The sequence below is a fragment of the Priestia sp. SRI_019 genome, assembly GCF_057586255.1.
Genome location: NZ_JBYCZN010000001.1, coordinates 80,510 through 101,223, shown reverse-complemented (window position 1 = coordinate 101,223; position 20,714 = coordinate 80,510). Strand labels below are relative to the sequence as shown.

Annotated in this window: 20 protein-coding genes and 1 other annotated feature; of the genes, 7 read left to right on the top strand and 13 right to left on the bottom strand. The window is 38.4% G+C overall.

The features are described from left to right. Nucleotides 1-33 precede the first annotated feature (33 nt). The 3 genes from AC2YJL_RS00505 to AC2YJL_RS00495 form a co-directional block, all read right to left on the bottom strand. The gene (locus AC2YJL_RS00505) at nucleotides 34-222 is read right to left on the bottom strand and encodes an alpha/beta-type small acid-soluble spore protein (protein WP_013059477.1); all 189 of its coding nucleotides are present in this window, start codon (nucleotides 220-222) and stop codon (nucleotides 34-36) included. 88 nt (nucleotides 223-310) lie between these two features. Next, nucleotides 311-1,522 carry a tRNA uracil 4-sulfurtransferase ThiI gene (gene thiI, locus AC2YJL_RS00500; protein WP_487374610.1) on the bottom strand — a complete coding sequence of 404 codons (1,212 nt, stop codon included), beginning with the start codon at nucleotides 1,520-1,522 and terminating at the stop codon, nucleotides 311-313. Between the two features lie 6 nt (nucleotides 1,523-1,528). Next, on the bottom strand, nucleotides 1,529-2,671 hold the full coding sequence (locus AC2YJL_RS00495; protein WP_195695802.1) for a cysteine desulfurase family protein: 1,143 nt from the start codon (nucleotides 2,669-2,671) through the stop codon (nucleotides 1,529-1,531). Between the two features lie 222 nt (nucleotides 2,672-2,893). Here AC2YJL_RS00495 and brnQ point away from each other — a divergent pair, with 222 nt between their 5' ends. Further along, entirely contained in the window at nucleotides 2,894-4,249 is a 1,356-nt protein-coding gene (gene brnQ, locus AC2YJL_RS00490) for a branched-chain amino acid transport system II carrier protein (RefSeq protein WP_230933681.1), read from the top strand. A 30-nt stretch (nucleotides 4,250-4,279) separates the two neighbouring features. On the opposite strand, the gene ezrA is transcribed toward brnQ, so the two are convergent. Continuing rightward, nucleotides 4,280-5,971, bottom strand: coding sequence for a septation ring formation regulator EzrA (gene ezrA, locus AC2YJL_RS00485; protein WP_013059480.1), 1,692 nt, complete (start codon nucleotides 5,969-5,971; stop codon nucleotides 4,280-4,282). Between the two features lie 213 nt (nucleotides 5,972-6,184). Here ezrA and hisJ point away from each other — a divergent pair, with 213 nt between their 5' ends. Then, on the top strand, nucleotides 6,185-6,979 hold the full coding sequence (gene hisJ / locus AC2YJL_RS00480; RefSeq protein WP_230933683.1) for a histidinol-phosphatase HisJ: 795 nt from the start codon (nucleotides 6,185-6,187) through the stop codon (nucleotides 6,977-6,979). On the opposite strand, the gene refZ is transcribed toward hisJ, so the two are convergent. Further along, nucleotides 6,971-7,618 carry a forespore capture DNA-binding protein RefZ gene (gene refZ, locus AC2YJL_RS00475; RefSeq protein ID WP_050688629.1) on the bottom strand — a complete coding sequence of 216 codons (648 nt, stop codon included), beginning with the start codon at nucleotides 7,616-7,618 and terminating at the stop codon, nucleotides 6,971-6,973. The genes hisJ and refZ overlap by 9 nt on opposite strands. A gap of 217 nt (nucleotides 7,619-7,835) precedes the next feature. On the opposite strand from refZ, the gene AC2YJL_RS00470 reads away from it, so the two are divergent. Next, nucleotides 7,836-8,315, top strand: coding sequence for a GAF domain-containing protein (locus tag AC2YJL_RS00470; protein WP_013085220.1), 480 nt, complete (start codon nucleotides 7,836-7,838; stop codon nucleotides 8,313-8,315). 416 nt (nucleotides 8,316-8,731) lie between these two features. Next, a complete protein-coding gene (gene rpsD, locus AC2YJL_RS00465; RefSeq protein WP_013059485.1) occupies nucleotides 8,732-9,334 on the top strand; it encodes a 30S ribosomal protein S4 in 603 nt (200 codons plus the stop codon). A gap of 74 nt (nucleotides 9,335-9,408) precedes the next feature. Here the strand turns inward: rpsD and tyrS are convergent, their stop codons facing one another. Together tyrS and acsA are read right to left on the bottom strand one after the other, a co-directional pair. After that, nucleotides 9,409-10,668: a tyrosine--tRNA ligase gene (gene tyrS, locus AC2YJL_RS00460; protein ID WP_028410504.1), complete on the bottom strand. Its 1,260-nt coding sequence runs from the start codon at nucleotides 10,666-10,668 to the stop codon at nucleotides 9,409-9,411. A 75-nt stretch (nucleotides 10,669-10,743) separates the two neighbouring features. Then, nucleotides 10,744-10,954: a binding site (T-box leader), on the bottom strand. Between the two features lie 139 nt (nucleotides 10,955-11,093). After that, nucleotides 11,094-12,809 (bottom strand): acetate--CoA ligase, encoded by a 1,716-nt coding sequence (gene acsA / locus AC2YJL_RS00455; protein ID WP_043975961.1) that lies wholly within the window; start codon nucleotides 12,807-12,809, stop codon nucleotides 11,094-11,096. A 284-nt stretch (nucleotides 12,810-13,093) separates the two neighbouring features. On the opposite strand from acsA, the gene AC2YJL_RS00450 reads away from it, so the two are divergent. The 3 genes from AC2YJL_RS00450 to AC2YJL_RS00440 are packed head-to-tail and all read left to right on the top strand — an operon-like array spanning nucleotide 13,094 to nucleotide 15,561. Next, nucleotides 13,094-13,726 (top strand): hypothetical protein, encoded by a 633-nt coding sequence (locus AC2YJL_RS00450; protein WP_028410502.1) that lies wholly within the window; start codon nucleotides 13,094-13,096, stop codon nucleotides 13,724-13,726. Between the two features lie 30 nt (nucleotides 13,727-13,756). After that, complete coding sequence (locus tag AC2YJL_RS00445; protein ID WP_016765739.1) at nucleotides 13,757-14,398, top strand: acetoin utilization AcuB family protein; 642 nt, start codon at nucleotides 13,757-13,759, stop codon at nucleotides 14,396-14,398. After that, entirely contained in the window at nucleotides 14,398-15,561 is a 1,164-nt protein-coding gene (locus AC2YJL_RS00440) for an acetoin utilization protein AcuC (protein WP_050688631.1), read from the top strand. The genes AC2YJL_RS00445 and AC2YJL_RS00440 overlap by 1 nt, the downstream gene beginning before the upstream one ends. 29 nt (nucleotides 15,562-15,590) lie before the next feature. On the opposite strand, the gene motS is transcribed toward AC2YJL_RS00440, so the two are convergent. The 6 genes from motS to ytxJ all read right to left on the bottom strand — a co-directional run bounded on the left by motS (nucleotide 15,591) and on the right by ytxJ (nucleotide 20,544). Beyond that, nucleotides 15,591-16,202 (bottom strand): flagellar motor protein MotS, encoded by a 612-nt coding sequence (gene motS / locus AC2YJL_RS00435; protein WP_050688678.1) that lies wholly within the window; start codon nucleotides 16,200-16,202, stop codon nucleotides 15,591-15,593. Between the two features lie 34 nt (nucleotides 16,203-16,236). Then, complete coding sequence (gene motP, locus AC2YJL_RS00430; RefSeq protein WP_230933684.1) at nucleotides 16,237-17,040, bottom strand: flagellar motor protein MotP; 804 nt, start codon at nucleotides 17,038-17,040, stop codon at nucleotides 16,237-16,239. 53 nt (nucleotides 17,041-17,093) lie between these two features. Further along, nucleotides 17,094-18,092, bottom strand: coding sequence for a catabolite control protein A (gene ccpA, locus AC2YJL_RS00425; RefSeq protein WP_025750682.1), 999 nt, complete (start codon nucleotides 18,090-18,092; stop codon nucleotides 17,094-17,096). 558 nt (nucleotides 18,093-18,650) lie between these two features. Then, a complete protein-coding gene (locus tag AC2YJL_RS00420) occupies nucleotides 18,651-19,727 on the bottom strand; it encodes a bifunctional 3-deoxy-7-phosphoheptulonate synthase/chorismate mutase (RefSeq protein ID WP_043975954.1) in 1,077 nt (358 codons plus the stop codon). A 240-nt stretch (nucleotides 19,728-19,967) separates the two neighbouring features. After that, nucleotides 19,968-20,102, bottom strand: a complete 135-nt coding sequence (locus tag AC2YJL_RS00415) for a hypothetical protein (protein WP_265589370.1) — start codon at nucleotides 20,100-20,102, stop codon at nucleotides 19,968-19,970. Between the two features lie 118 nt (nucleotides 20,103-20,220). After that, nucleotides 20,221-20,544, bottom strand: coding sequence for a bacillithiol system redox-active protein YtxJ (gene ytxJ, locus AC2YJL_RS00410; RefSeq protein WP_251568893.1), 324 nt, complete (start codon nucleotides 20,542-20,544; stop codon nucleotides 20,221-20,223). Nucleotides 20,545-20,714 lie beyond the last annotated feature (170 nt).

The window sequence follows — 20,714 nt, the reverse complement described above, 5'->3', positions numbered from 1 at the left end:
TCTTTTTAGCCATCATTATTTAATTAATATGACTTATTTACCACCAAGTTGTTGCTCAGCCATTTGAACTAAGCGTTTAGTGATTTCTCCACCAACAGATCCGTTAGCGCGAGCTGTTGCTTCTGGTCCAAGATTTACACCGAATTCAGAAGCGATTTCGTATTTCATTTGGTCGATAGCAGCTGCTGAACCAGGAGCTACTAATTTGTTTGTGTTTGCCATGTGTTTTCACCTCCTTGTTGAATATAGATTGTGTCAAAACACATGGCATCATACATTATTTTTTTGGTAATTTTATGAAATTTAACTTTTAAAACAAATCTTCTACGCTGTCTTGGGTATTTGTAGCCGAAGAAGCTGTCATCTCAAGCGTTTCTACATTATTTACCGCTTCTTGAATTAATGTTTCAAAATCATAAAATTGTTCGTATCGATTTATTTTTTCACGCTTTGGCTTCGTTTTTGGTGAGCTTGGCGTAAAGATTGTACAGCAGTCTTCATACGGTCGATTCGAAATTTCATGTGTATCAATTTTGCGGGCAATTTCAACAATCTCCGTTTTATCCATTGTTACAAGCGGACGCAAAATTGGCGTATTAGTCACTTCATTAATCACATACATGCTCTCAACCGTTTGACTAGCTACTTGCCCTAAGCTGTCGCCAGTTACGATAGCTAACGATTCATTTTTTTCACGAATAAGGTCCGTAATTCGAAGCATCATACGGCGTGTAGAGGTCATGGTATAATTCTCTGGAATTTGCTTTTGAATCGCTTGCTGTACAGCTGTAAACGGTACAATGTGAAGCTTTACTTTTTCGTGATAAGCCGTTAATTTTTGCGTTAAATCGATGACTTTTTGCTTAGAACGTTCACTTGTAAAAGGCGGACTGTAAAAATGAACCGCCTCTATTTCTAAACCGCGCTTCATAGCTAAGTATCCTGCAACCGGGCTGTCAATTCCTCCAGAAAGCATCAGCATCGCTTTTCCACTCGTACCAACTGGAAGACCTCCGGCTCCGCGATAATCAAAGCATGTAATATACGTTGCTTCACTTCTCACTTCTACTCGTACATTTACGCTTGGTTCTTTTACGTTTACCTGTAGATGCTCTGTATTTCGTAGAATATGACTTCCTACTGCATAATTTAATTCGTTTGTATCAAGAGGAAATTGTTTATACGCTCTTCGAGTAGATACTTTGAATGTTTTTCCTTCTATATCAAATTCTTTCATTGCTTCTAACGCTGCTTCTTGAATCGCTTCAAGCTCATTTTCAACTTTTAATGCTAAACTAAAGCTTTGAATACCAAAGATTTGCTGAAGACGTTCGATGATAGGCTCGTGATTTTCACCGTTTAAGTGAATATACATGCGGTCTCTTGTGTATTTTACGTGAATATTTTGGAATGCACTAAGAGCCGTTACAATATTTTTTCTTAGCTGGGCAACAAATTTTTTTCTATTTTGTCCTTTGGTTGAGATTTCTCCGTACCGAATTAAAATATGGTTATATATCATAATCTTTTACCTCATTACTTTCTTTAGATCTTCAATTACTGTGAAAATAGCATTTACAATGGGCGTTACTTCATTATAATCATTTAAGCCTGACAAGCTCAATCGAATGGACTGATCGGCTTCTTCGTAATTTTTACCGATAGCTAAAAGCGTTTTGCTTGGCTTTTTTCGCTTTGATGAGCAAGCAGATGTAGTGGATACAAACACTCCTTTTTCTTCAAGAGCGTGAACAAAAACCTCACCTTTAATACCTTGTGCTGTAAAATTTATAATATGAGGTGCCGAATGCTCATTCGGCGTATTCATCGTGATTCTTTCGTGAGCAGAAAGTTTGTCCATCAGTTCTGCTTTTATTTTCCGCATTTTTTGCTGATTTTGAGCAGCATGTTCAAGTGTTAAACGCAGTGCTTTAGCAAATGCTACGATTCCCGGGACATTTTCCGTGCCTGATCGATGCTGCATTTCCTGAGAGCCTCCGCTAAGCAACGGATGAAGCTGAACTCCATTTCGTTTATATAAAACTCCTGTCCCTTTTAAGCCGTGAATTTTGTGTCCTGATAATGTGCATAAATCAATTTTATGATCCGCTAAAGAAAGCGGAACTTTTCCAATCCCCTGCACATGATCGACATGAAAAAGCACCTTCGAATAGTTCGTCAGCATCTGTCCAATTTCTTCAATTGGCTGAATGGTGCCAATTTCATTATTTACATGCATAACAGATACTAAAATGGTTTCATCCGTAATAGCTGATTCAATAGCCGCAGGTGATACAAATCCACTGGAATCTACCGGAACATACGTAACGTTAAATCCTAGTGCTTCTAACTGCTTGAATGGTTCATGAACAGAATCATGTTCAATATTTGTCGTAATGATATGCTGACCTCGGCTTTTATATTGCATCGCTACGCCTTTAATAGCCAAATTATTCCCTTCCGTTCCTCCAGATGTAAAAATAATTTCATTTGACGATACGTGCAGCAATTCTGCTACTTGCTCACGCGAACGGCTCAACAAATTCTCCGCCTGTACGCCAAATTGATGGAGGGAGGATGGATTGCCATAATAAGTTGTAGCTACTTTAGTAAAAGATTGTATGACTTCATTATAGGGTTTTGTTGTAGCGCTATTATCTAAATAAATCAAGGATGCGCGCCCCCTTCTTCATTTTTTCGGAACAACGTATTATCATAACATACCTTGATACTTTTTTAAATTGGACGTTACTTATATTATTGATAAACTATTTAGATTTTTTCAAAAAAACCTATATATGATTTCATAAATATGATAGTATGTATCACGTACTTTTAGTTTTTAAAAAGTCAGAAAATTTAATTAACATCATAAGATACACTAGGAGGCATTATGAAAACCAAAGCACTTACTAACAAAGAAATATTTGCCATCGGCCTTATGCTGTTCGCTCTCTTTTTTGGAGCAGGAAATATGATTTTTCCTCCTTTACTTGGACAGCAAGCAGGAACACACACTTGGAGCTCCATCATCGGTTTTCTCATTACAGGTGTAGGACTTCCGCTTATGGGTATAATTGCTGTTTCTAAAAGTAACGGAAACTTTACCGAAGTAGCTAAAAAAGTTCACCCTATTTTCGGAATTTCATTTACTATACTGCTTTACTTAGCAATCGGTCCTTTTTTCGGTATACCAAGAACAGATACGGTAGCGTTTGAAATCGGCGTAACACCATTTTTATCAGAAAATGCGGCTGCAAGCAAGATTCCTTTACTTGTCTATACCGTTATTTTCTTTGGCCTAACACTTTATTTATCATTGAATCCAACTAAAATTGTTGATCGCATAGGAAAAATCCTAACTCCTTTGCTGCTGGCAGTATTAGCTCTTTTAGCTATCAAAAGTTTAATGACCCCTATGGGTTCTTTTCAAGAACCTCACGCCAAATATATAGCCTCTCCATTTACGGGCGGCTTTATTGATGGATATTTGACAATGGATACAATCGCAGCTCTCGTATTTGGCATCGTTGTTATCAACAGTATTAAAGAAAAAGGCGTCACAGACGAACAAACACTTGCTTCGATATGTATAAAAGCGGGATTGATTGCTGCTGCTGGGTTAGCTCTCGTTTATCTCTCTCTCGCTTACATCGGTGCTTCAAGCGTAGAAGCAATTGGTATGAAAGAAAATGGAGGAGCTATTTTAACAGCTGTAGCTACAACATTATTCGGTTCGTTTGGAACCATTATTTTAGGACTTGCTATTACATTTGCTTGTTTAACGACAGCCATCGGATTAACTTCTGCTTGCGCACGATTTTTCACGCAGCTGGTGCCGAGCATGTCATATAAAACATTTGTTGTCATTTTAATGCTGTTTAGTGCTGTTATTTCAAATGTAGGTCTTACTCAATTAATTTCTATTTCCATACCTATTTTGACCTTTGTATACCCTATTGCCATTACGCTAATTGCTTTATCGTTAATTGAAAGAGCCATTTCGTTTGGTCGAGAAGTATATGTGACAGCCGTAATCATTAGCTCGATTCTTAGCATTTTTGACGGGTTAAAAGCAGCAGGAATTATCCTAACAGGCATAGACGACTTTTTCAAAAACTATTTGCCGCTTTATAACCAAGGCCTTGGATGGCTCATTCCAACAGTCATTGCCGCCTTCATAGGCTATATTATTAGTATTGCAAGAGGTACACATCACACAGATCGTATACAAAGAAAAGCGTCATAAAAAAGCTCGTGTCCTTTGGACACGAGCTTTTTAACTCTGTGAAGATACAATACGCTGTATACGATCCAGCGCACCAGGATCTACTTGCTCAATAGCTGCAGATGCTTGTTTTAATGCTTCTTTGTATTCGTAATGACGAAATGCTTCTTCTGCTTCTTCTAAAGACTGTGCAATCGAATGATGAGTACTTCTATAACGGTTACCATATTGAATCACTCTTTCAACGAGTCGCGCTTCTTCTAACATTGCCTCTGTTTCATCAAATGTATCCTGAACAAAACCAACAGCATCTTCAAGTAAAGATTGAACAGCTTGAATATTAAGCGGTTTTTCTTTCAGCTTAGCGGTTACTTCATTTAAGATATGAACCGTTTTTTCAAGCTGCACTTTATATTCTTCAGGAACACCAGGAAGGTTGCTTTTTTGAATAAGGCGTCGTGCTTCAATCAACTGAGATTTCAGTTCTTCTATTTTGTCCTTAGCTGAGAGCTCATCTTTGCGAAGAGCTTGTAGCATATCGCTATAGGATTCCTGAGATTCTTTTAATTGGTTAAGCTGTTTGGAAACGTCTTCGAGTTCTTCTTGGATCACACTGTAGGCTAAATTGTGCTCCGCCACCTTGTCCGAAATATTATAGTACAAGTTAGTCAATCGTTTTAGTTCGCGGTCCATTTTATAATATACGTCTAAATCGCGCTCTTTAAAATGATAGCTTTGCTGTACAAATAGCGTTTCTTCACGAAGTTCACGGTTTCGTTCTTGAAGCATACGAAGGAAGTTAGATACCGTATGAGATTCACGGTTCATTTTATGATAGGAGAAAACCTCATGCTCAAGTGAGTCATATAACTGCTCTAAGCGTTCATTCACATCATCTAGTTTTGTAATCGCTTCTTCCACATATAATTCTTCAATATCTGCAATAATTTCAGCAGTTTCTTGTTTTAAAAGCTCTACCGTTTCTTCTACTTGCAGATGATCTAACACATATCCCTGCTCACTCATTTCGCGAAACCCGTCAAGCAGTTCATTGAACTGAACAGGAAGAGTGGTCTGACACTCAACTAACACTTTAGGAATTTGTTCTAAATACGAATCAATAGCTGTTAAATCAGTTTTTAATTGAAGAACAATCTCACGTGCTTGAAGATAGTTTCCGTTAATCGTCTCTTCTTCGTATTTTTTAAACTGCTCTTTAGATGTATTAATTGCGTATTCTAACGTTTTTTCAGCATTTCCATAGGAATACCGATGTGCGAGCAATTTTTTCTTCACATGGCGGTGAAGCTGATTTAATTCCTCAATATCATATCGATTATCTTGTTCGCTACCAATTAAATTTTGAAGTTCAGTAAGTATGTTTTCAATATCTATCTTGGTTTGTTCTAAGGCTTGATCAATATGTATAGACAACTGCTTCGCTTTTTTAAATCGGTATTTATCTGCTGCTTCTTCCGTTTCAAACAGTTCTTTATCAATTTTCGGGAGATTAGTTGATATAATTTCATCCCACTGCTCACGCCAACGTTCAAATAGCTCTTCAGTTTGACCTGTCATGTTCAATTCTTTTACTTTTGAAATTTCCTCTGCAACTGGCGTATTTGCTAATTCGACTTTGATCGTTTCCAGGCGATCAATTTCTTGATAAATCTTTTTACGTGAAAACATTCCGTACACAACTAATCCGATAATAAGTATGATTAGTGCTATAATGAATTCCATACTAAGCCCCCTTACAGTGCGTTCTACATGACAAGTTTCTTATTTATAAAAAGGGTGAATTTAATCCTTTAAATTTTTTTGCGTCAATGTTTTTATGATACCATGTAAAGTCCAACTTTTGAGCAAAAAATTAAATTTTTTTATACAAAATATTGGCATGGCGTCACTTTGTGTCGTTACAATGGAAAAAGAAGAAAAAAGGAGGCATTTTTTATGAAAGTTGACAAACATATTCATACTCCATTTTGCCCACACGGTTCACCTGATTCATTGCAACAATATGTTGAACAGGCGATTTCCCTGAACTTTGACGAGATTTCGTTTACAGAGCATGCTCCATTACCAAAAAGCTTCAGTGATCCGACGCCTGATCGCGACAGCGGAATGGATCCTGACAAACTTGATTGCTACATTCAAAACGTACAGCAAGTTAAAAAAGAATTTGAGCGCGATATTCGCATTAATATCGGATTGGAAGTTGATTTTATTGAAGGATTTGAACACGAAACAACAGATTTCTTAAACGAGTATGGTCCTCATCTCGATGACAGTATCCTTTCTGTCCACTTCTTAAAACATGAAGAAGGATATGACTGCCTAGATTTTAGCTCTGACGTATTTGCACATATTGTACAGAAATTTGGCAGCGTAAGCAAAGTATATGATAAGTATTACAACACGGTATTACGCTCTGTACAGGCCGATTTAGGCGTTTATAAGCCTAAGCGCATTGGGCACATGACACTCGTACATAAATTTCAAACTCGCTTTCCATATGACGACACGCTTTCCCCTATTATTTTATCAATACTCGATGAAATAAAAATGAAAGATCTGGCTTTGGACTATAATGGTGCAGGGTTGTTTAAGCCTTTGTGCAAGGAAGCGTATCCAGCTCCCTTTGTCGTAAAAGCAGCCCAACAGAAAAAAATCCCTCTCGTATATGGGTCAGACGCCCACTGTGCGAAGGATTTAGGCCAAGGCTATGGAGAGCTCCATTTAGGATAATTGAACGCGCAGTTTGTTTGTCCGTTCATATGGCAAACATACCGTTGTGTGCACCCATTGCTCAAGCTCAATCGCATATTGCTGAACAAAATACGGTTCGTGAGGCAATATATGAAGAACTTCACTTAGGTACTGAGGATGGAGATAAGGCATAGACAGCATGCCCTTAAGCTCAATGATTGTAAAGGAAACGTGCAGCTTTCGAAACTCCTTTTCTTTCATCCCTCTTTCAAGGATTGTTTTTAAGTAGTATTTTTCCTTGGTTAAATACGTAGTCATAACTTCTCGAATTAAAATCGTGTCAAGAGAGATTTCTCTATATACAAGCCGGGCAATGTGCCTATTTTCGTGCTGGTAATGTAAGATAGCTCGAATCATCACGATCATACTTTCTGTTGGAGACAGTTTTTTCATTTCTTGGAATGCTTGCTCCAGCACCCCAATATAACCTTCAAAATAAGAAATCACTAAACTTTCAAGCAATCCTTCTTTGCTATGAAAATAATATGAAATATTCGCTACATTCACTTTCGCTTTCCCAGCAATCTCGCGCACCGACGTACCATCAAAACCTTTTACGTTAAAAAGAGAAACAGCCGCATCAATAATTTTCTCTTTCGTTTTTGACTGTACAGCCATCTATCTACACCTCATTTCGATTTATTTTTACAAAACACATATGATTGCAAAATTGTGTAGAAATCGTTACAGTATTTAAAAAGGATTTTAGTAGCCTCTCTACATAATTCGTGATAGGCTTTTTAGTTCCTGTAATCTTTTATCGACAAAGTAGCGTTAAAACTGACGTTTCCTGATAAAAATTCATTAAATCTTATGTTGAATGGAGGAGAATACATTGTTTAATGTCGAAAACTACAGCGGCTCAAAACAAAAGGATTATGAATTAGTAATTAAGCAATTACGCGCCCTATTAGAAGGAGAAAGCAATACCATTGCTAATCTAGCAAATGCTTCAGCTTTACTAAATCAATTTTTAAATGAAGTAAACTGGGTAGGTTTTTATTTAATGGAAGACGGCGAGTTAGTACTCGGTCCTTTCCAGGGGTTGCCGGCTTGTGTTCGAATTCCACTTGGAAAAGGCGTATGCGGTACAGCAGCTCAAAATCAAAGAACAGAGCGAATCGAAGATGTTCATGCATTCCCTGGCCACATTGCATGTGATGCTGCTTCTCAGTCTGAAATCGTTGTGCCAATGGTAAAAGACGGTAAACTTTTAGGTGTTCTTGATATTGACAGTCCAATCAAGAATCGCTTTGATGAAATCGATCAACAGTATCTTGAAGAATTCGTCAAAGAACTCACTTCTTTTCTTTGAATATGAATAAGCAAAAAAACCGCTGCACATCAGCGGTTTTTGCTTATTAAACAAACGTTTGATTAGCCCATCATCACCGTTTTCTTATGTTCTTTCTTCTCCTTTCATCCTTCAAAAGAATATATCCTTTCTTTTACATTCTTTTAATCTTCAATCTTCCTTGACTTTATACGAGGAAACACCTATAATACTCGTTGTGTGAAATATTGCAGCTTATACAATCTTCTTTATGTTTTTTCATTTTGTTCCTCATTAAAAGATTGTTTTACAGAAGTAGCAAGTCTTTTAACAAGATGGTGTATCGTGTAACTCTCTGCTGCTAGAGCGATGGTACATGAAAACAAAATGAGCATATCGCTAGAATGTGTCTGTTTTTGTTTTGCATAAAATAAAAACACAAACAAGGAGGAGTCATCATGGCTCGTTATACAGGTCCAAGTTGGAAAATCTCTCGTCGCTTAGGTCTTTCTCTAAGTGGTACAGGTAAAGAATTAGAAAAACGCCCTTACGCTCCAGGTCCACACGGCCCAGGTCAACGTAAGAAAATTTCTGAGTACGGTTTACAATTACAAGAAAAGCAAAAATTACGCCACATGTATGGTGTAACTGAGCGTCAATTCCGTAACTTATTCGTTGCTGCTGGTAAATTAACTGGTAAGCACGGTGAGAACTTCATGATTCTTTTAGAAGCTCGTCTTGATAACTTAGTATACCGTATGGGTCTTGCACGCACTCGTCGTCAAGCTCGTCAATTAGTTAACCACGGTCACGTTTTAGTTGACGGTAAACGCGTTGACATCCCATCTTACCGTGTACAACCTGGTCAAGTGATCGGTGTTCGTGAAAAATCTCGCAACCTTTCAATCGTGAAAGAAGCGCTTGAAGTTAACAACTTCGTACCAGACTACTTAACAGTAGACGCTGAGAAATTAGAAGGTACATTCACTCGCTTACCAGAGCGTTCTGAATTATCTGCTGAAATCAACGAAGCACTAATCGTAGAGTTCTACTCTCGTTAATAGTAAAAAGCCGTTCCTTATGGAGCGGCTTTTTTACTGTCTATATATAGAAAAAAAGGCCTTTCGGCCTTTTTTTATGCGTATTGAATAAGCGTATATTTTTTCTTGCCTCGACGAATCACTGTGAATTGACCTTCAATACGGTCTTCTGCACCTACTGTTTTTTGTAAATCTTGCTCGCGCTCACCATTTAAGTAAATAGCCCCGTTTGAAATATCTTCACGTGCTTGACGTTTAGAAGGAGAAATTTTACTTTCTACAAGTAAATCAATTAAACCAATATCTTCACCTGTATGCGTGTAAGAAGGAACATCCTTGAAGCCTTGCTTAATTTCTTCTGCTGTTAACTCTGAGATACTTCCGCTAAATAAAGCTTGCGAAATACGAATTGCTTGCTCAAGAGCTTCTTCACCGTGTACAAGCGTAGTCATCGCTGCCCCTAGTGCTTTTTGTGCTTCGCGTTTTTCAGGAGCTTCTTTTGCAGAAGCTGCTAATTCATTAATTTCTTCGTGTGATAAGAATGTAAAGTATTTTAAATATTTTATAACATCACGATCATCTGTATTAATCCAGAATTGGTAGAATTCATACGGACTTGTTTTTTCAGCGTCTAACCAAATTGCTCCGCCTTCTGTTTTACCGAACTTCGTTCCGTCAGCTTTTGTTACAAGCGGAACTGTTAATCCAAATGCTTTTGCATCTTCTTCTGATTTACGAATTAATTCTAAGCCAGCCGTAATATTTCCCCATTGGTCGCTGCCGCCAATTTGAAGCTTACAGTTATATGTTTGGTATAAATTCAAGAAATCGTATGACTGTAAAATCATGTAGCTAAATTCCGTAAATGAAATGCCAGATTCGATACGAGATTGAACAGAATCCTTTGCCATCATATAGTTAATACCAAAGTTTTTACCGATATCTCGTAGGAATGTAATAACATCTAATGAACCAATCCAGTCATAGTTATTCGCAATAACTGCTGCATTTTCACCTTCTTCGAAATCTAAGAAGCGTGAAAGCTGACCTTTGATACGCTCACTAAACATAGCAACCGTTTCTTTTTCGTTTAACGTACGCTCTGCTTTTTTACCGCTTGGATCTCCAATAAGACCCGTACCTCCACCAACTAATGCAATTGGTTGGTGTCCAGCTTGTTGAAAGCGACGCAAAATTAAAACAGGAAGCATGTGGCCGATATGAAGGCTGTCGGCTGTTGGATCGAATCCGCAGTATAAACGAACAGACTCTTTACTCAAAAGTTCACTTAAACCTTTTTCATCCGTTTGTTGGTTAATGAGCCCTCGAAACTCAAGATCTTGTAAAATATCCATGTTATATATTCTCTCCTTTATCTAATTGCTCGTTGCAATTTGTTGAACAACATAAAAAACGCCCCTTCTTAAAAAAGAAGGGACGAAAATATCGCGGTACCACCCTATTTGGAAATAAATTATTTCCCACTTAAATGATGTAACGGTCTACCCGTCTTTTGCTACTGTAAGTTCACAAAAGATGCTCAAGGACGTATTTCATATTTGTCTATGTACTGATTTTCAGCAACCATCAGCTCTCTTAAACAGGGAGACAAGTATTACTTCTTCCTATCACTGCAGTTTATTTTATTTAAAAGTTTACACCCCACAATTATGAATGATTTCATTTTAAAATTCAAGTCCAAAAAAAAGTTCAAACAGCTGGCTGTTTGAACTTTATAAAAACCACTTATTTTTCCTACAAAGATTGAAACATTTACTCCTTAGTCTTCCATCGTTGACAAATCTCCCGTTGGCAAATCTAATTCCCAAGCTTTTAAAACGCGACGCATAATTTTACCACTTCGTGTTTTAGGTAGCTTATCTTTAAACTCGATTTCACGCGGGGCTGCATGAGCAGCTAACCCTTTTTTCACAAATTGACGAATATCTTCAATCAGTTCATCTGAAGATTCATACCCATCTCTAAGTGCGATAAATGCTTTAATAATTTCCCCGCGCACAGGGTCAGGCTTACCAATAACACCCGCTTCTGCTACAGCAGGGTGTTCAACAAGCTTACTTTCTACTTCAAATGGACCCACGCGTTCTCCTGCCGTCATAATAACATCATCGATTCGGCCTTGGAACCAAAAATAACCGTCTTCATCCATATACGCCGAATCACCTGATACGTACCAATCACCTGGCATAAAATATGACTCATACTTTTCTTTGTTGTTCCAAATCGTATGCATCATAGATGGCCAGCCTTTTTTAATTGCTAAGTTACCCATTCGATAAGGTGGAAGCTCTTGTCCTTGATCGTCAACGATTGCTGCTTGTACACCTGGAATTGGTTTCCCCATAGATCCTGGCTTAATTTTCATAGACGGATAATTACAAATCGTCTGACCTCCAGTTTCGGTCATCCACCACGTATCATGAATACGTTTTTGGAACACCTTCATTCCCCAGCGTACCACTTCAGGATTTAACGGTTCTCCCACACTTAATACATGTCTGAGATTACTTAAATCATAGCGTTTAACTAAGTCATCACCAGCACCCATTAGCATACGAAAAGCTGTAGGTGCACTGTACCAAACCGTTACGCCAAAATCTTCAAGTGCTTGATACCATGCATCTGGACTAAATCGTCCTCCCACAATCACATTGGTTGCTCCAGCAAGCCAAGGACCAAAAATCCCATAGGAAGTCCCCGTTACCCAACCGGGATCTGCTGTACACCAATACACATCGTCATCTTTTAAGTCGAGCACCCACTTAGCAGTTTGATAATGCTGAAGCATTGCATTATGAACGTGAAGCACCCCTTTTGGTTTGCCAGTTGAACCTGATGTATAATGAAGTAGCATACCATCTGTTCTATCTACCCACTCAATTTCCACCTCTTTATTCGCCGCTTCTAATCGCTTCAGAAAATCTAGTTGAATGCCTTCTTCTTCTACATTTTCCCCTACCAGGAGAATGTGTTTTAAAGCTGGCAAATCTTTCACCGGAACGCGGCTCAGCAATTCAGGCGTCGTAATTAACACTTTTGCATCACTGTCTTGCAAACGATCTTTTACTGCACCTTCCATGAACGCTTCAAATAAAGGCCCAACAATAGCGCCAAGCTTCACCGCGCCTAACAATGCAAAATAAAGTTCCGGAGAGCGAGGCATAAAGATAAACACGCGATCTCCCTTCTCTACGTCTGCTTGTTTTAGCACGTTTGCGGCTTTGTTTGACCATTCTTTCATTTCTTTGAATGTATATTTTTCATTGCGCTGCGCATCTCGATAGTAAAGCGCAACTTTATTTTTACGCGTAGAGTTTGCGTGCTTATCAATTGCTTCATAAGCTGCATTTAATTTACCTGTTTCATGCCATGAAAATTCCTTCTCCACTTGTGACCAGTCAAAGGTTTGATACGTTTTATCATAGTCCTGTAAGTTGTATACCCCTTCAATTACAGGAAGCGCTTCCACCTTCATCACAAACTCCCCCTTATGTATAAAATTTACAAACCTATTATATAACAAAAATAGACTTTTCACAATTTTATAAAAATTATTTGTCGGAATTGGGATAATAGTCTCCCTTGTTATATGACAACCTCTGTTATAGAAGTGTCGAATTAACAAGAATCTCTTTTAATTTCCTATTCTATGTTTTTTAAAAAACTCCTTTTCTTTTATTTAATTTTTTGAAAACGCTTTAATATAGAGTTTTTTTTGTATTATAATACAGATAAGACTGCTTGAAGGTGGTGATTCATGTGAAACATTCCCAAACATACAATATGAAAGAACTAAAAACAGCTGTTGGAGCAATTGTTATTGAAGGACCTGTCTCCTCCAAGACCTTGCAACAACTTGATTTTCATGAGCAACTAACGGCCTTTCGTCCACCTGAACAGCAAAAAGAAGCATTGATCGAGATTGCCAACTTGCCTGAAGGTAGAATCATTATTGCTCGCCATCATCATACAATCATTGGTTATGTAACCTTTTTATATCCCGATCCTCTAGAACGATGGTCAGAAGGAAATATGGAGAATTTAATCGAATTAGGAGCTATAGAGGTAGCCGCTCCATTTCGCAGCTACGCTGTTGGTAAAAACTTGCTTATCGTATCTATGATGGATGATGCAATGGAAGATTATATTGTCATTACGACAGAATACTATTGGCATTGGGATTTAAAAGGAACAGGGCTAAATGTGTGGGATTACCGCAAAATTATGGAGAAAATGATGAATAAAGGCGGACTGACGTGGTTTGCCACAGATGATCCGGAGATTAGCTCCCACCCTGCTAATTGTTTGATGGTAAGAATCGGGAGCAGAGTACCTCAAAAAAGCATACAAGAATTTGATAGCCTGCGCTTTCGAAATCGCTTTATGTATTAAGCTGACCTTTAAGAAAAGGAGCTGTGTCTGATGATTGTTGAAGAGATGATGAAAACTGATCTCGTTACCTTAACCCCCGACCATACGATTGCTGAAGCTATGAAACTTTTAGATACACATAAGATTAGACATATTCCTATCGTTAATGACCTTCATCACGTAGTTGGCATCATTTCTGATCGAGACGTAAGAGATGCAAGTCCATCTATTTTAGATAATACTTATACATCTGCTCTTCTATCTGAACCCGTACGGATGATTATGCAAACAGAAGTCATTACAGCTCACCCTCTTGATTTTGTTGAAGAAATTGCAAGTATTTTTTATGAACATCAAATCGGTTGTATTCCCGTCACAAAAAACAAGCGGTTAGTAGGCGTTGTTACCGAAAGAGATCTATTACATACGTTTATTCAGCTTACCGGCACTAATAAGCCAGGTTCACAAATTGAAATAAAAGTAGAAAATAAGGCTGGTGTTCTCGCTGAAGTTACATCCCTCTTTGGTTCAACGAGAACAAACATCTTAAGTGTACTTGTCTACCCTGATGTAGATGAACGATATAAAATCCTTGTGCTTCGCATTCAAGCTATTAATCCATTGATTAGTATAAATACATTAAAAGAAAACGGCTATGAGGTGTTGTGGCCTAAATTACCGGAGATGACGTAATGACTAGTAATGCTGTATTTATTTATTCAGATGATATTCTTTCGTACAAATTCAGCAATAATCATCCGTTTAACCAGCTTCGTGTTCAACTAACATATGAACTGTTACGGGAATTTGGCGCTTTAGGCAATCAAGATATTGTATTACCGCGGATGGCATCTGATGAAGAACTTCAGCTTGTCCATGATACTAGCTATATTCAAGCGGTAAAATTAGCAGGAAGCGGTGAGCTTTCTATTGAAAAAGCAGCAGATTTTGGTCTTGGAACAGAAGATACACCTATGTTTCCCAACATGCATGAAGCCAGTGCTTTTTTAGTTGGGGGTACACTTACTGCTGTAGATTATGTGATGACTGGAAAAGCTAAGCATGCTCTAAATTTAGGAGGAGGATTGCACCACGGCTTTCGAGGAAAAGCTTCCGGCTTCTGTATTTATAACGATAGCGCGGTAGCCATCAAATATATGCAGCAAAAGTACAACGCGCGCGTTCTCTATGTCGATACAGATGCTCACCACGGTGATGGCGTGCAATGGACATTTTATGACGACCCTTCCGTTTGTACTCTTTCCATTCATGAAACGGGACGCTACTTGTTTCCAGGCACGGGAAACGTTAACGAACGCGGGCACAGTGAAGGCTATGGTTATTCATTTAATGTGCCTGTTGATGCTTATACGGAAGATGAGTCTTGGCTCGACGTTTATAAGACCTCTTTAAAAGAAGTAGCTGCTTTTTTTAAACCAGATGTTATCTTGACACAAAATGGAGCCGATTCTCATTATTACGATCCGCTCACTCATTTATGCGGCACCACGAAAATATACCGTGAAATTCCTAAAATTGCTCATGAAATTGCCCATGAATACTGTCAGGGAAGATGGATTGCGGTTGGCGGAGGAGGTTATGATATTTGGCGGGTTGTTCCTCGGGCTTGGTCATTCATTTGGCTTGAAATGATTGAACGAAAGGCAGAAGGCATGCTTCCTCTGTCATGGCTTGAAAAATGGACAAAAGTATCGCCTCACCCCGTTTGCACACAGTGGGATGATGAACCTAATATCTATCAGCCAATTCCAAGAAAACCAGAAATAACAGAAAAAAACGCTCAAACTCTTGAGCGCGCTCTTTATCCTATTCGTTCTCATACATCTCATTCTTAAAAAAAGGCTATACAAGCGTATGGCCTTTTTCACTGTGCTTCGGGATCTGAAATAATAATTTCGACGCGTCTATTTTTTTGTAGATTGCCATTAGACGTGTTCGGAACAAGCGGCTTTGTATCTCCGTATCCAAGTGCTTCAAAGCGGTTAGCAGAAAGAGAAAAATGGTTCGTTAAATAACGTATGACGCCGCTAGCACGCGCTGCCGATAGTTCCCAATTAGATGGATAACGATAGGTGTGAATGGGTCGATTGTCGGTATGACCTTCTACTTTAATATCATTTGGAATAGTACTGAATAACCTTCCTAATTCATCCAGAAAAGGGGTACCTTTTTTCAAAATGTCCGCTTGTCCTGTCTCAAACAGCACCTGTTCTTGTAAAATAAGCACAACTCCGCGTTCATCTCGCTTAGCGGTAATGACATTCTGAAGCTTATTTTCCTTCAGGTAATCCTGCACTTTTGCTAAAATGTTATCCAGCTTTTGAGACTGCTGGCTCTTTTCTACAGAAGCTAATGAGCCACCGCTTGTAAGCGAATTGACAACGGTCTGAAACTTTTGATTATCAACGCTAGACATTGAAAATAGTAAAATAAAAAAAACTAATATTAACGTCACCAAATCAGCAAATGTTACCATCCATTTTGGCGACTGTGCCGAATCGCTTTTTCTTCTACGCTTCACGAACGTGTTCACTCTTTTCTTCCAGCTTTCGTTTTTCAACAGGGGCAAATACTTTTAGCTTTGCTTGCACAAAGCGAGAATTTTGACCTGCCTGCAAGCCTATGACACCTTCAATAATCACTTCTTTAACAAAAAGCTCATGCTCCGTTTTACCAGCTAATTTAGCTGCGATTGGCTGAAAAAACAAGTTTGAAAGCAGCGCCCCGTAGAAAGTCGTTAAAAGAGCAATTGCCATGTTAGGCCCAAGCGATGAAGGGGTATTAAGGCTTTTAAGCATTAGCACTAGCCCAACGAGCGTCCCAATCATTCCCCAAGCGGGGGCATAATCGCCTGCTTTTTCAAACATACTTCGACCTCTCGCATGTCTTTCTTCCACTGCAGCTATTTCAGCTTCAAGCAGCTCTCGAATCATTTCCGGTTCTACTCCATCAACGGCTAGCAAAATACCTTTTTTCACAAATGAATCATCGATTTGTTCAAGCTCTGCTTCTAACGATAGAAGTCCTTCTCGACGCGCTTTTTCCGATAAATGTACAAATGTTCCTACAATTTCTTCTACGTTTATTTCTTTAGATTGAAACGCTTGTTTCCCTACTCTTCCCATATTTTTTAATTGTTTTAAAGGAAAGCTCACGCACAGCGTACCAAAAACGCCTCCGAGTACAATTAACATCGATGGTACATCAATAAAAGCTAAAAAACCGCTCATTCCTCCACTTGAAATAACCCCAAACACAACCATAGAGATACCAATTAGTATCCCTATAGGTGTGAGCATATCAATTTTTTTCATATTCTATCTCCCCGTGTCTGAACTTTGGATTCGTTCTTATTCATTCACAGGTATTATTTAGTTGATTGTCTGAACTCGATGCGGTGAGGAAGCTGTACAATGCTGCTGTCTACCGTTTCTTTGTTCATATATTTCGTTAAGAGACGCATCGCTACTGCACCAATATCATACATTGGCTGTACAACAGATGTTAACTGAGGACGAACCATTGTTGAAAGTCTTGTATTATCAAAACCGATAACTTCTAGATCGTTTGGTACATTCAATCCGCGATCTTGTGCCCCATGAATAACGCCTAATGCCATTTCATCCGTTCCAACGAAAATAGCAGTTGGCTTTTCAGCTTCTTCTAATAGTTTTTCAACCGCTTCAATACCTGAATCGTACGTGTAGTCTCCTTCTACAATATAAGAATCACGTACAGGCAATCCGCTTTCAGTAAGAGCACGCTTGTACCCTTTTACTTTTTTCGCATGATTGATTGGTTCTTCTAGCGTACCTGAAACGAATGCAATATTTTTATGACCGCTGTCAATTAGTGATTGCACTGCATCAAAAGCTGCTTGTTCATAATCAATAGTTACAGATGGAATTTGGTTAGTTGATTCGATTGATGCTGCAAGTACAACTGGAACCGGTGATTTTTTTAGCTCTTCCACGTGTTCTTCCGTTACATTCCCACTCATGAAGATGATTCCGTCTACTTGTTTACCAAGCATGTTATTTAAAAGGTGAAGTTCTTTATCTTGATTTTGATCGGAGTTACTTAAGATGATATTATATTTGTACATCGTTGCAATATCTTCGATTCCACGCGCTAATTCTGCATAGAAAATATTTGAAATATCAGGAATGATAACTCCTACTGTCGTTGTTTTTTTACTTGCTAATCCACGCGCTACTGCGTTCGGACGATAGCCTAGTCTTTCAATTGTTTCTAATACTTTTTTTCTAGTTGATGGTTTTACATTTGGATTTCCGTTTACCACACGAGAAACCGTTGCCATCGACACGCTTGCTTCCCTTGCTACATCATAAATTGTTACGTTCACAACAAACACTCCTTATCGAAAAACATTTCGTTTATTTTATCCTTATTTCATTTCTTGTATTTACGTATATAAATCCATCTTCCTTTATAGAATGGCTATTTCTAGCTCCTTCACTCTTACATACAGCTTAGATACCCTGTATGCATCTAAATCATTCCTGTTATGCCCTTATTATTACGTGGCAAAGACAATTTTACCAGTTTATATGTAACAATGTAAAAGACGGTGTATATTAAGTAAATAAAAAAAGTGAATCGCGAATTTATATCATATGCAATCACAGAATGATAGCGAATATCTGTAACTACTATACGATACTATGTGCTTCATCGCAACGTATTTACCGCCTTTTTCCGACAAGTTTCACGAGAATTTCATAAATTCTTGTTTTTTGGATTTGCACTTATTCTTTCCTATTTTGACAAAAGTTATCGACTGTTTTCAAAATACGTGATAATTTCGCTTATCTTTATTATAACGAAAGGCAAACAAGCTTGAAACCATTAAGTGCCTCAAACTTGTCATAAAAGTATACGAATTTTTCATTTTTACGTTTTTTTATAAATTTAAGTTACATATAGGTTTTAGCTGCTTCATAAATTCTGTAAATTGCGGGATATCCATTTGCTGAGCTGAATCAGAAAGTGCTACCGCAGGATCTGGATGAACTTCTGCCATAATTCCATCTGCACCAATGGCAAGAGCCGCTTTAGCCGTTGGAACAAGTAAATCTCGTCTTCCCGTTGAATGCGTGACGTCGACTAAAACAGGTAAATGAGTTTCTTGTTTTAAAATGGGAACAGCTGAAATATCCAGCGTATTTCGCGTTGCTCGCTCATAGGTACGAATTCCTCGTTCACACAAAATCAGCTGATCATTTCCTTTTGAAACAATGTATTCAGCAGCATTAATAAACTCATCAATCGTAGCGGCTAAGCCTCGCTTTAATAAGACAGGCTTCTTCACCGCACCCGCTTCTTTTAACAGCTCAAAATTTTGCATATTACGAGCACCAATTTGAATCACATCTACGTATTCTACAGCTGTTTCAATATCAGCGGGATCGACAATTTCACTAATAACGGCTAAATCGTATTCGTCAGCTACTCTTTTTAAAATTTGCAATCCTTCTAAACCAAGGCCTTGAAAATCATAAGGAGATGTTCTTGGCTTGTAAGCTCCGCCTCTAAGCATCCGCACGCCCTGCTGCTTCACCGCTTTTGCTACGGCTGCTACTTGCTCATAGCTTTCAACGGAACAAGGTCCTGCTACAAAACGCTGAAGCCCGTCACCAATTGTTTCTCCTTTTACCGTAACAATTGTATTTTCCGGCTTCTTTTTACGAGATACAAGAAGTGCTTTACGATGATCATCTTCTTGAAGCTCTAAATGAGCTTTGAAAATCTCTTTGAAAATATGTTGAAGCGTAGACGTTTGAAACGGTCCTTCATTCTTGCTTAAAATCGCATCAAGCATTGCTCGTTCACGAACGGGATCAAACCGTTTGGTTGACTGCATGCCTTTTAACTTTCCTATTTCTTGAACAAGCTCGCCTCGCTCATTAATAAGCTTTAACAGTTTCATATTTACTTCGTCAATTTGAGATCGCAAATGCTGAAGATTTGAATTCGTCATGTACGTCCACCCTTTCACTGATTTTAAAAAATCCGTTTAGCAGGGTTACTACATAAGATGATAGATGATGGAGGATATATGTAAGGGGCTTCTCTGCTTTTATGTGCTAAACTACATCTATTGTACGAAAAAGCGGATGAAACCGCAATCAGCATATTAAAAAAAGAGTTTGAAACATAGCTAAATCACTCCAATCTAAAGAGTAACAAATGGGATAAATAAGCTCCTATAGATTGGTTGTTACAGAGAGGTTGATTTCCGTGCAAGACTTCGCTTTCCGCGGGCGGCCGGTGAGCCTCCTCGTCGCCTACGCTCCTGCGGGGTCTCACCTGTTCCGCTTTTCCCGCAGGAGTCTTCATCTTGCCCTCCAATCAACAGCTAGAGGCCGCTATATATATATGAAACCTGCGTTCACCCTACAAATAAAAAAACCGAACGATTAATCGTTCGGATCTTCCTTCACCTAAACTGCTTTTGTCCCAGCCGCTTTCAATTAATGAGCTACGTTTTTGGCTAATTCTTCTTCGTTAATGTTCCAGTGAGAAGCGTGCCACTTCACTTTTCCATCTTCAAACAGAAGCGCTTGAGGTGATTCATGCTTCACTTCATACGTTTCAGCAATATAGTTAGATACATCTCCTGAATCTTGCACATGAAGATAATAAGAAGGAATGTCTTCATGACTAGAAGCAAACGCTGAAAATGCCTCATGACCAGCTGCACTAATTGGACACGTTGTGCTGTGTTTTAAAAATAAAAAGCGATTGTTTTCCTTTACAACTTGTTCGAACTCTTCAACTGTTGAAATTTTTTTCATTTTTTTCACCCTTTCTGTACTTACTCTTAAGTTTACATGGTTTGAGCGTTTCCATACAAAAAGAGTGCTCAGCTTTATGTATGATGCTCATAAATTCATTTATAAGATGGAGTTTTTTTCTGCAATGAAACGATTATTTACTTGTTGTTATCCAACCTACATTACATACA